Origin of the sequence: Aurantimonas sp. A2-1-M11, from assembly GCF_036549475.1 — a bacterium.
Lineage (GTDB): Bacteria > Pseudomonadota > Alphaproteobacteria > Rhizobiales > Rhizobiaceae > Aurantimonas.
In genome coordinates this window covers 1-11,803 of the sequence record NZ_JAZHLI010000092.1, presented here as the reverse complement: position 1 = coordinate 11,803, position 11,803 = coordinate 1, and the positions used below count along the sequence as shown (strand labels likewise).

Annotated in this window: 7 protein-coding genes and 4 pseudogenes; 3 read left to right on the top strand and 8 right to left on the bottom strand. The window is 53.4% G+C overall.

Going from position 1 to position 11,803, the window contains the following annotated elements:
- Window positions 1-663 (bottom strand): IS110 family transposase (locus tag VQ042_RS22925; protein WP_331822607.1); only part of this gene is annotated, 663 nt, incomplete at its 3' end.
- Between the two features lie 589 nt (window positions 664-1,252).
- Here VQ042_RS22925 and VQ042_RS22920 point away from each other — a divergent pair.
- Window positions 1,253-2,056 carry a hypothetical protein gene (locus VQ042_RS22920; RefSeq protein ID WP_331822606.1) on the top strand — a complete coding sequence of 268 codons (804 nt, stop codon included), beginning with the start codon at window positions 1,253-1,255 and terminating at the stop codon, window positions 2,054-2,056.
- 129 nt (window positions 2,057-2,185) lie between these two features.
- Here the strand turns inward: VQ042_RS22920 and VQ042_RS22915 are convergent.
- Window positions 2,186-2,320, bottom strand: a pseudogene (locus VQ042_RS22915) (ISAs1 family transposase); the annotation flags it as partial.
- Window positions 2,321-2,755: 435 nt separating this feature from the next.
- Between VQ042_RS22915 and VQ042_RS22905 the strand changes: the two are divergent.
- Window positions 2,756-3,070, top strand: a pseudogene (locus VQ042_RS22905) (transposase); the annotation flags it as partial.
- Window positions 3,071-3,238: 168 nt separating this feature from the next.
- On the opposite strand, the gene VQ042_RS22900 reads toward VQ042_RS22905, so the two are convergent.
- From VQ042_RS22900 to VQ042_RS22885, 4 genes are all read right to left on the bottom strand, one after another.
- Window positions 3,239-4,579, bottom strand: coding sequence for a nucleotide sugar dehydrogenase (locus VQ042_RS22900; RefSeq protein ID WP_331822604.1), 1,341 nt, complete (start codon window positions 4,577-4,579; stop codon window positions 3,239-3,241).
- A 28-nt stretch (window positions 4,580-4,607) separates the two neighbouring features.
- Window positions 4,608-8,027, bottom strand: coding sequence for a polysaccharide pyruvyl transferase family protein (locus VQ042_RS22895; RefSeq protein WP_331822603.1), 3,420 nt, complete (start codon window positions 8,025-8,027; stop codon window positions 4,608-4,610).
- A gap of 44 nt (window positions 8,028-8,071) precedes the next feature.
- On the bottom strand, window positions 8,072-8,746 hold the full coding sequence (locus tag VQ042_RS22890; RefSeq protein WP_331822602.1) for an ABC transporter ATP-binding protein: 675 nt from the start codon (window positions 8,744-8,746) through the stop codon (window positions 8,072-8,074).
- A gap of 62 nt (window positions 8,747-8,808) precedes the next feature.
- Window positions 8,809-9,600, bottom strand: a complete 792-nt coding sequence (locus VQ042_RS22885; protein ID WP_331822601.1) for an ABC transporter permease — start codon at window positions 9,598-9,600, stop codon at window positions 8,809-8,811.
- Window positions 9,601-10,118: 518 nt separating this feature from the next.
- Between VQ042_RS22885 and VQ042_RS22880 the strand changes: the two are divergent.
- Window positions 10,119-10,433, top strand: a pseudogene (locus VQ042_RS22880) (transposase); the annotation flags it as partial.
- Between the two features lie 167 nt (window positions 10,434-10,600).
- Here the strand turns inward: VQ042_RS22880 and VQ042_RS26155 are convergent.
- Window positions 10,601-10,690: pseudogene (locus VQ042_RS26155) on the bottom strand (hypothetical protein); the annotation flags it as partial.
- On the bottom strand, window positions 10,656-11,534 hold the full coding sequence (locus VQ042_RS22875) for an ISAs1 family transposase (RefSeq protein ID WP_442880187.1): 879 nt from the start codon (window positions 11,532-11,534) through the stop codon (window positions 10,656-10,658). The pseudogene VQ042_RS26155 and the gene VQ042_RS22875, both read right to left, overlap by 35 nt.
- Window positions 11,535-11,803: the final 269 nt, after the last annotated feature.

Genomic DNA, 11,803 nt, shown 5'->3' with positions numbered 1-11,803 from the left:
AACGCCAGGCACCGTCATCAGCCGTCGGCAGACGGGATCATCTTTGGCCGCGTCGCGGACCTTTTTGTCGAGCACAGCGACCTGCTCCCGCAACGTTTTTCGGATTACCAGCAGCGGTTCCAGAGCGGTCGAAAGCGTTGGATGTCCGGCGATGGTTTCCCTTACCTTGCCTTCCCATTTCAGGCGGAGGGCAAGCGGGAGGCGGATGCCGAAGCCGCGCAGTAGCCCACGAACGCTGTTTTCGATATCCTTCAGCCGGTTGATCAGCGTCCGTCGCGCCGAAAGCAAAGTGCGCTGTTCGCGAGCGTCCAGGCTTTTCAGGTGGACTGCGCGGAACCAGCCCATTCGCAAAAGATCGGCCATCCCGCGGGCGTCGTTGCGATCGGTCTTGGCAATCCGGGCCGAAAGTGCTGCCCGCACATGCCGGGTTTCGAGAAGCAAAGGGGCAAAGCCGCGATCGACCAGGCCGCGAACCAGCCATTCCGACAACGGTCCGGCTTCCAAGCCAAACCGGGAAAGTGCATCTTGATAGGGCTCGAGCCGGTCGGCGATCGCACTCGGATCGCTGGAAACGTTGATCTCGAGAACGACCTGACCTTCGTGATTGAGAACGCAAAGGGCGGTCTTCTCCATTGCGACATCGAGTGCAGCGTAGAATGGCATGGCAGTCATCTCCTNTCGGATCGCTGGAAACGTTGATCTCGAGAACGACCTGACCTTCGTGATTGAGAACGCAAAGGGCGGTCTTCTCCATTGCGACATCGAGTGCAGCGTAGAATGGCATGGCAGTCATCTCCTTTGGCGGGTTGCCCGGGCAGTGTCGCCCAGGACGCGCCCAATGACCGCATCTCCGGAAACGCCGCAATTTCGTTCTGAAGGCGAATTGCTGGGATTTATGGCGATTGTTTTGGGTTGGCGGTGACGCTGGTTCAGGTGCTGGATGGCATCCGATCGGCCGTCATCGGTGCGGATCATGCGGACGCAGTTCGGCTGTCGAGCCATCGCCACCGCTTCATGTGGTAATGAGATCTGTGCGCGGGAGCGGGATCTGCTCTAAGATTTGATCCGTACCGCTGGCGGGGGGTCCACAAGTCGCCATTTGGATCCAGTCGGAATTGACACAAATCAAGATGGTGGAGGCGGTTTGACTGGAAAACAGCTTAGAGCGACGGTAGGCATAACAGTCTATCGCCCACAATTCGATCAGCTAAAGAGTTTGATCTCCATATTGTCGTCTACAGGGCATCGACCAGTGATTCTGGTCGATGGACCAACAGGTGACGCTATCACGACGAAGGAAGCAGTAGAACTAACAGAAGTGTGTATCACGGGAAACATTGATATCATCCAATTCGCCACGAATCGAGGAATTGGCGCTGGATTGAATAATTTCGTGAAGATAGCTAAAAAAAGATCCGATCAATTTTTGATAGTATTCGACCAAGACACTCTTCCGAATATCGGTATAGTAGAGCAACTAATCGATAGTTTCCGCAGTATACAAATGAGTGGCGAAAAGATTGCCGCACTAGGGCCTGTACCGATAACGGCACCCGGGCATGACACAAAGGCGCCTACCTATCGGGAGAGGAGGTCCTGTGATAAAGCTCGCGATATCCGGGCAGTGGATTTTCTTATCACGTCAGGATGTCTGCTGAGTCTGGAAGCTTTGGAGGACGTGGGAAATTTTAATGAGCCGTATAGGATGGATGCAATCGACGTAGAATGGTGTTTTCGCGCTTGGTCAAAAGGCTGGTCAGTCTGGGTCGATCGAACGCTATACATCACGCATTCCGTTGGAGAGGCGCGACTTGTCTTTGGGCCATTAAATTTTCCGAAACAGAATATGAGCCGGATGCGAACATACATTCGCAACCAGTGCAATCTTCTAACCCTTGAACATGTTCCATGGCATTGGAAGATCCGGACAACGGTGTATTTGCCATTACAGATAGCGGTTTTTGCCATGAACACGGCCCGACCGATTGGTACTGTAAGAATATTGTTGCATGCAGTCCGCGAAGGGCTACGCTTCCAAGAGCACAGAAGCGGCTGATAGCAGCGCCCGCTGATCAAAAACGCCCCAGATATCGAGAGGGTGGTGGATTCCAGCGCGAAGCGCTACATGCTCATCAGAAGCGGATTTTGACGTCCTTGCCAAGGCTTGGAGGACTGGAAGACAGGGCTATCGCATTTGGCCGAGGATTGTTCGGGCGAAGTCGTTTGACCATCCGGATCGCTTTCGCTTACGGCGGATGGAAATTCCAGGACGTGAGCGTTTGAGCATGTTGAGTGCGAGCTTCCTCATGATTGCCAGGTGGACACCTCGAAGAACTGGCTGTTTCAGGCGCGTGAGATTGGCTTTGGTCATGTGCCGCGGCCCAAACGGCACTGACGCGAGGAAGTCTGTGCATCTGGGCTTCTACCGAACGCCGGTGCGCCGGCCAGATAGTGCTTTCGCCGTCATGCGGGCACACCTTTCCCCTCGTGCCAGACGAAGCGCGTGAGGTTGTAGGCAAGATTCGCCATCCCGATCTTCGCCTCGGCGCGCACGATGCCGATGGTACGGATGAACAGCCTCATCGGCGCTGAGTTCCAGCGCGAAGTGCAACACTCCGCCGCCTATCTCGCCGGAGTCTTTGAGGGGCTGAGGTCATCCTCCTGCTCGGCTGCGCCATTGAAACCGCCTGATATCCAAAAGCTTCGCTGAGAACAGGAACGAATGCAGCGGCTTGGGGGTGTTGCACTTCGCGCTGGAATCCACCCCTCGGTGACGTTTGATAACGACACCGCCTTCGCCCGCCACCGCCTGCTCGACGACCTGTTCGGCATGTCGACCTGGTTCTGCGACGCCTACGCTTCCTGGCAGAAGGGAGGCGTCGAAAACGCCAACGGACGATTGCGACGATGGCTGCCCAGATGGCTCGATCTCGACACCCTGTCCGAAGCCGATCTCCAGGACGCCATTGTCAGCCTCAACACCACGCCGCGAAAATGCCTCGGCTTCATCACCCCTTTCCAGTGCCTCCTCCAGGAACTTGGCAAGGACGTCAGAATCCGCTTCTCATGAGCATGTTGCGCTTCGCGCTGGAATCCACCCCCGCTCGGTGCGCATCCAGTCTTCCAGATCGGCCACGCTCCGCTCCTGCCGAACCGCCAGGCGCTCTTCGACAGGGCGACCATTCACCTCGCGTTCGATGTCGAACAGCGCGTCAATGCGCTTGACCGCCTTATCGCATTACGCTTTCCGGATATTCGATGAACGAAGGCCGCGTCGACCAAATACATTTCGCGTATCAACAATAATACGCGCATGCCTCACGACGAGTTCATAGTCGACCGCGTCATGATCCGTCAATACTAAAACGGCATCAAAATATTCGAAACAGTCGACATCAAGGTTTACCGATTTCAACCCTGTAAACGCGGGATGCTCGCGCGTCGACGGAATTTGCCCAACGTGCGGGTCATGATATCCGAACGACACTCCCCTTTTTGCCAGTAATTCTAAAATCGCAAAAGATGGGCTTTCCCTAATATCTGAGACATTCTTTTTGTATGCGATACCAAGTACTAGAATTTTTGCCGAACCGAGCGAAAGCCGCGCAATTTCGTCTAAGGCATTCTCCAGCTTTCCCACCACATATTTAGGCATGGATAGATTAATCTCACCCGACAGCTCAATGAAACGTGTCGGTAGGTTATACTCCCGCGATTTCCAAGTGAGGTAAAACGGATCTATCGGAATACAGTGGCCGCCAAGCCCCGGGCCCGGATAAAATGGCATATAACCAAACGGTTTAGTCGAAGCTGCTTCTATTACCTCCCAAACGTCAATTCCCATCGCATCATAAATAATCTTTAACTCGTTGACAAGAGCAATATTTACCGATCGAAAGACGTTCTCCGTAATTTTCACTGCTTCTGCCACCTTCGGAGAGGAAACGGAAACCACGCTTTCCACAACAGCCCCGTAGAAGGCTTCGACAAGCTTTAATGCCTGTGGACCATCACCCGCAACAACTTTTGGTATGGTCACGGTCTTAAACGCCAGATTCCCAGGGTCTTCACGCTCGGGCGAGAACCCTAGAAAAAACTCTTGGCCTGACTTGAGCCCGCCCTTCTCCAATATGGGGCGCAAAACTTCCTCTGTCGTGCCCGGATAGGTCGTCGACTCCAATATCACCAACTGATCGCAACGCAAACTTCCCGCAATAACATGAGCGGTACTTTCCACGAACGTAAGATCCGGCTCCCGATTCTTGCTCAAAGGCGTTGGGACGCAAATAACGATAACATCACACCCGCCAAGCTGCGAAAATTCCGACGTTGCCGTCAGCATGCCGTCAGCCGTCAAGAGCGATAAATCGCCCGATCCGACGCTATCGATATAGGATCTACCGGTACGGATAGACGAGACCTTCGAGTCATCGATATCGAAACCCACTGTCGTAAAACCTGCACGCGCGCAGGCTACCGCGAGCGGGAGGCCGACATAGCCAAGCCCGATCACCCCAATCCTAGCTTCCCGCGTACAAATACGCTTACTGAGCATAGATTTTTCTGACTGCTTAATCATTATTCAAGAACCCCACTCAAGATTGAAATTACCGACCTCGATAGAGACGCCCAGCCGCGGCGCGCATTCGGACAAGATGGGGATTCGACTCCATGCTCAAAACAGAACGCTCAATCCGCTTTGCCCCATGTAGCTTCCGAAGAGATTGTGATCCCGATTTCATTAGCTGCAGTCTATCTGTCGACAAGTAGCTCTTCGATTTTGCATGAAAAACGTAGGTATGAGTTGCAACAATGAGATCAAATCCCGCATCACTCGCGCGTATGCAGAAATCGTTCTCCTCGCCATAACCGCGAGGAAAATTCGCCTCATCAAAATAACCAATCGCATCAAATACTTCCCGCCGGACACCCATGCAAAAACCGTGAACAAGTGGTACCCGTGGGAGCTCACCGATCGGAGTTTTGCTCTCACAAAATCGGTTCATATCTTCGGGCTGGTAGCCGGCGGGAAGTTTATTAATTGCTGTGTTACCCCCACCACTGCGATGATCAGGCACTGACTGGTGGGACGCCGCGTTCGACAATGGACCGACGATGCCCGCCCCAACAGTCGTAAAGAGCGCGTCAGCCATCTTTTCAGCCCACCCGTCGGTTACAATTGTGTCACTATTTAGGAGAATGACAAACTCTGCTTTTGACAGACCAAGCCCGATGTTAGCAGCCTTGCAATATCCATTAGGCCTCTCGTTACGAATAAGTTCGACATAAGGCCTGACACCTGCGAACTCTACGAGGTAGGTACTAGTCGGCGAATCCGATGCGTCGTCAACAATAATCACTCGCTGCAAATCAGATATCCGAGCGGCATCGATGGACATCAGGCAGGCTGAGACATCCTCAAGCGCATTGTGGACGCACACAACCACGTCTGTCCTTATCGATCTCGCTGCACGAATTCGATCGTCGCGGATCCCGCTGTAACAACCCTCGACCCGCCCTGGATCTTGATTTGCATCATTCGCAGACATGTCAGCATGCTCAATTCGTGCACTCTTTTCATGCTGCAACAAAGCGAAGCTTGGGTGATTGCGTATACTATTTGGGCGATGCGTAAGCGGATGGTATTCAATCCCGCATCGGTCAAGAGCATATCCGAAACTGATCTGATCCCGCTTGCTTCCCCTATCAATTTCCCGCCACCAGGTTGCGAGAAAATGGGGCAAATCCGGATGCTTCAGATTGAACATTAGAACACCGCTCTCGATCATCTCGCCGCCTGCAAAACCATCTCTGTCATAACGCTCCGTCTGCTCTGCGATAACCGCCGCATCGTCTTTCTTGCGCCATATGCACTCCAGCGCCTCCTCATAAACCGAGTCGCGAAAAGGATGCGGCACCGCGGCAATTGCCAGATTAGACGATATAAACTGGTCAATGAGGGTTCTAAGATCCCCCCGAATTACGATGTTCGCGTCCACCCAAACGGCGAAGTCGTAATTATGCAGGAGAAAATGGGGATGAGTCTTTACATAGCGTGCTGTGCGCGTTGGATCGACACTATGGAACGCCGGTTCCCTAACCTGCCAAACACGTTGCTGTTCAATCTTCTTGTCGATGAAAAGTAAATAATCAAATTCCGGATCCAGATACTCGGGTTGGTTGATTCCGTCATATGATCCAAAATTTGCCGAAAAAACCGCTATGCGACGTGATGTACTATTAGCTCTTTCATCCGAATAATACTTAATTCGGTTTGCCAGCGTACCCGCATCGATCGGTTGATATGGTCGTTCTGCATTGAAGGTGCTCGAATGTAATCTCGGATTCCCTAGTATCTTTTTTTGTTCTTTCGAAAGGATTAACCGTTTGGTGCGCCGGTGCAAATGTTCTATGGAACCAACGAAGCCGCTTTTTGCTTCCTCCGACTGCTTCTCTGGTTTGCTAGCAAAAATTTCTCGAGCCGCCAGAATGCGCTTGATATATCTCATAAACGTCGACGACGCTTTTAGCTTTGCGGTGAGCACCCTGAGAGGCGTTGTAATACGCCATGATCGCGATTGAGTTATATCACGATATGCCTTTCGCGACCGTCGCAATGCGTCCCGAAGCTGGTCAGATCTAATCTGCATCTCAACGATCTGCTCGTTCAGGTTCGCAATCTGAACATTCTGCTCAACGATCTGCTCGTTCAGGTTCGCAATCTGAACATTCTGCCGTCTGACTTCGGAACGCAGGCTCTGAGAGCTCACGCGTTGATCTCTGGTGATCTCTAAAAGCTCAAGAGCTGCGTTGTTGACAACAGCGAAACGATAGCTTTCAAATTCTATCTTCTGATTCGCGATATCGGAATCAACGTTTCGCGAACGTTCCGGTCTATTACTGCTTGATTCACGGATTATCGTTGCAATACGGGACCAATGGACATCCAGCTTTGCTTGTTGTTCATCACGTATATCAATCAAACTTGACATCCGCCCCGTTGCCGCCTTACCCGCAACAGCAGTGAAGGCTTCGGTCCAATCCTCATACATTGCATCGCCAAGGCGGATTGATTCCAGGATCCCCTTAAACTTCACCTTCGAGTAACTAGCTACAATTGCTGCTGGCCGTCCGAAGGCGACAGACGTGATGAAACCGTGCAGCGACGAGCCTATGTATGCGTCTGATTTCGCTATACATGCACAGATTTCTAAGAGACTGGTCGGCAAATCAACCACCAGCGGTGCGGTATCCATTAGTAACGACAAATCACGTGCTAATATCTCGTCACCGTGGCACTGACCTATTGCAAGCAATATCGCTGTAGACTTTTTTTGACGACACAGATCATCTAGCGCTTCCGCGACCTCGCGCAGCGTTTTACCGCCTAGATAACGAGAGTTGACATGGACAGCGAGCGAGCCGTTCGGAACCTCCCGCTCGCGTGTGGAAAACGCTTTTTTGTATGCCGCTTTGATTTCATCGTCGGTCCAAAGACGGTTGATATCCCACGCTGTGTCTGGAACGACATCAACCTTTGCGCTCGGCAGCAGCTCATGAATATATTGCTGGCTCGCTGTATCCCGAACCGATAGATAGTCCGCAGCGCTCACCGCACTTCTAAGCACGTCAGTTAGTCGCCGGGGAAAGGCTCCCGATACACCCGGCGCATTCCAGCAGATAGGTACTGCGTGGTATAAGTTCGCAAATGTTACCCCCGCCCAAAGATCGGCATAGGCTACGCTCGACACATGCCCAGTCATGTATCGATTCAGCGTCGACGCGTTTGCATGAATAATATTTCCCCCGCCGACCAGGAGAGCGTCGTAGCAATGGAGCGTTCGTATGAATTCCTCAAAGGAGGTACTGGGCACAGCGTCTCCGAACAGCGTTGTGCCCCCGACCGGCGAGATCGCGTCAAGACGTATTTCTTTGAAAAACGTTTGCAAGCGACGCTCTGCAACGAGTGGAAAGAGTAGATCGCCGTAGTTCTCGACGTCGAATGTCCCTAGTATGCCAATCCGCATTTCATACCTCTTTTTGGCCTGACCTACGACAAACCAACCTACAGTTAATTATCCGGGCTTCGAGCAAACCATTCAGCGGCGTTTTCGAAAGTAGCCACCCTGCCGTTCTCTAGCACTAGCACTTTGTTGCAGATTCGCTTGAGCAGCGTTTGGTTGTGGCTAGCAAGGACTACGATTCCGGCGCTCCTAGCGAGGCAATCCATACGTTCCCTGGCTTTTGCCTGAAATGCCGGATCACCTGCGCCAATCCACTCGTCCAAAAGCAAAATCTCGGGCTCGAAACTTGTTGCGATCGAAAAGCCTAGCCGCGCTGCCATTCCCGCGCTGTAAGTCTTCAAGGGGAGGTCGATGAATTCGCCCAATTCACTGAAACTTATTGCAGCTTCCATACGCGATTCGATTTCGGAAGGCGTCCAGCCGTTGATCAATCCACGCAGAATTAGGTTGCGGCGACCTGTCGCCTCTGGATTAAATCCGAGTCTCACATCAAACAATGCGTCAACGCGACCGTCAATCTCGATACGACCTGCAGACGGCTGATAAACCCCATAGAGAACTTTGAGGAGCGTAGTCTTACCGGAGCCATTAGAGCCTACGAGACCGAGCCGATCGCCCGATTGCAGTGAAAAGCTAACGTCATGCAGAGCCTTAACAACTTGGCGGCCATCAGAACTAACTAACCGACTATCTAAGCGCGCCAGCTTTGCGCGACGGGGCACCAACGCTCTGGTCTTTGGAAGGCGATACGTTAGGCTAGCGCCCTCAACTTTTATCGAGACCATTATATTACAAACACCAGTTTTCTGCTGCAGCTTCCCAGCACAAATAGCGCCGCTGTCCACAATATTAACCCAAGAGTGACGCAGAAATACAACGCCCCCCAGTGAACCTCTTGGTAGACAATCGGATATCGAAAAATTTCGATATAATATGTAAAAGGATTTATAAAGTAAAGTGTCTGCCTGATACCTGAATCTGCATTTATCCAAAATACCGGCGTCAAAAACATACCTATTCTCATCGCATTACTTATGATGTATTGGCTGTCTGGGAAAAACGCGCCCAGAAATCCAACGAGGATAACCACCGCTGGTATCGTCCCAACGATAACGAGGGCACCGACGAAGGCCCAAGCTGCTTCGGCTGAAATTGATACACCGCCAAATGCGAGGATTACTAAGCATCCGCCTGATGCATATCCTGCGCGTATTAAGAGTTGCACCGACTGCTGCATGACATAAACAGACAGTGGCAACCTTGTTCCTTTTATGAAACCTTCACTCCGGACAAACACAGCAACGCTTTGGCTAAAAGTCTCCATAATTAGAAACCAAACGAGCAACCCGGTTGCGACATAGGCGCTGTAGTTTGCTACCCCACTATCGCCGCGTTGGAAAACAAAGATAAAAGTGCCGGCGAATGCGAGATAATTCAGGAACAACCAGATTGGGCCGAGCGCCGTGCGTCGATGCTGGTTTCCAACCTCCTCGTAGGCCAGCGCAATCCAGACACGGTGCATCTGGATGCCCTTGCGGATGTCAGCCAAAGCATTTGACATAGCGGTCGACGCCAACTTTTATTCCAGTTTTGTTTCGTTGTTCGAATTTTCGATTCGCAGGTGGTGCTCTTAGCATTCTCCTGTTGGTGCGGCTAGAGTGTGTTCCCACAGGCGTGACATGCCCCGAGTGCGGACCCCGATGAACCCGACCACCCATTTCGATTGATTAACGGCCATGTATTCTGGTTTCATTCCGGCCGCATTTTAATTTGGACCGTGAGTTGGCTCAGAGACCGTTTGAGAATGGGTTTTGCCTGGGTCTGATTTATGATTCACACTCTAGATGCGGGGACGACAGACCCGAGCGAGAATGGCTTCGATCGAGCGAAAGACGAAGCGCTATCCGACTAATCTGACGGATGCGGAGTCGACGACGCTCGCGCCGTTTCTACCGAAGCCGGCGAAGCGCGGTCGCAGGCCGGTGGAGCGCACCCCGTTTTGACCGGACAGGTGGCATAGCCGATAAGGCATAGGCATCCGCCTATGAGTACGACTATGTCGAAGCTCCTGATGGCCCGTTTTCTCGGGTTGAAGTGATCACTTCCGTTCAGCGCCGGCGGCGATGGTCGACCGCCGAGAAGGTCCGCCTCGTCGAGGAAGCGATGCAGCCGGGAATGAGCGTGTCCTTCGTGGCGCGGCAGGCGGGTGTCTCCCCGTCGCAGCTCTTTGCCTGGAAGCGCCGCATGCTGGAGGGCGGCCATGCCGCGGTCCAGGCCGACGAGGATGTCGTCGGTACGTCGAGGGTCCGCGATCTGGAGAAGCGGGTCCGCGACCTCGCGCGGTTGCTTGGCCGCAAGACGATGGAGAACGAGATCCTGAAAGAGGCGCTCGACATTGCCCGCCCCAGGGGAATCGGGTGAATGAGTTCAGGGTCTGACGAGGCTTGCAAGAATTCGTCGTCCCATGCTGCGGTCATTCGTCTGAGGCGCTGTGAGTCCTTCCCGGGGGCTTTGCGGATGAGATTGCTGGCCATGTGCTTGATCGTAGTGAAGTTCGCTGGTGCATTTTCTGTTCGCACGCGACATTCGTCGTCGCGAAAGACCATGTCCATCACCCAGTGCAGGCTGTTTTCAATGCTCCAATGGTCGCGGATCATCGGGCCGACGGTGTTGGCCTCGAGGGTCAGGGAGGTGATGTATAATATATAAGCGCGTCTGGCGGGTTGTCGCGCCGTCGATCTCACGCTGGCTCTCGACCATGATGACGCCTTTCAGCCCGGGCCAGTCATGTCGTTCGCGTAGCCATTCTACATCATGAATTGCAGTATATCGACGTGTTTCGATCCGCCCATGGTCCCCGTCGACCGTCTCGAAACGGCTGGTCGCCGTATCCTGAAAGCTGCTGGCCTGCTGCTCGGCACAAAACAGCTTCACGTCTTTGTGGAGCGTTCCCTGATTGCCTTTGAGGGCGATGATGTAATCGGCTTTCTTGTCGATGATTTTTGTAGCGATGCTTCGCTGCGCGCCCATGGCGTCGATGGTGACGACGGCCCCTTCGATCGCCATCATGTCCAGAAGAGCGGGGATGGCAACGATCTCGTTTGATTTTTGGGCGACCGCGACCTGCCCCATCACGAGGCGTTGGCGGGCAGCGAAGGCCGAAACCATGTGGATCGGCTCCTTCGACCTCTTCCCGCCACCGGAACGTCGGGAGGTCTTGCCGTCGATGGCGATCACCTGCGCCGGCGCTCTGGTCAGAGCCGAAACCCACGCGACGAAGCAGCGCTGGAAGGCGTGCGTATCGAGCGTTGCGAAGATGTCGCCCAAATGATCGTGCGATGGCGTGCCGTTCGCGAAGGGGCGGAAACGGCGAAGCAGGTCCTGCTTCCTTTCGCCGAACCTCGCGATGTCGGTGAACGCTTCCGCCCCGGCCAGAACCGCGAGCAGGCACAGGAGCAGCACCTCGTCGAGCGGGTAAAGAACCTTGCCCGCCTGCCGATGATCCGGCATCTCCTTGAAATAAGAGAGAAAAACCGTCGTCTCCGCCAAGGCGACAAAATCGCCGTCGTTCTCCACCATCGAAATCTCCTCCCGCACGAATCAGAGGAGTTCGACAGATTCAGCTCTTCAGCCGCTTGTCATCACCTTCTTCACCCGATTGCCCTGATCGGGCCGACGGTGTTGGCCTTGAGGGTCAGGGAGGTGATGTATAAACGCGTCTGGCGGGTTGTTGCGCCGTCGATCTCACGCTGGCTCTCGACCATGATGACGCCTTTCAG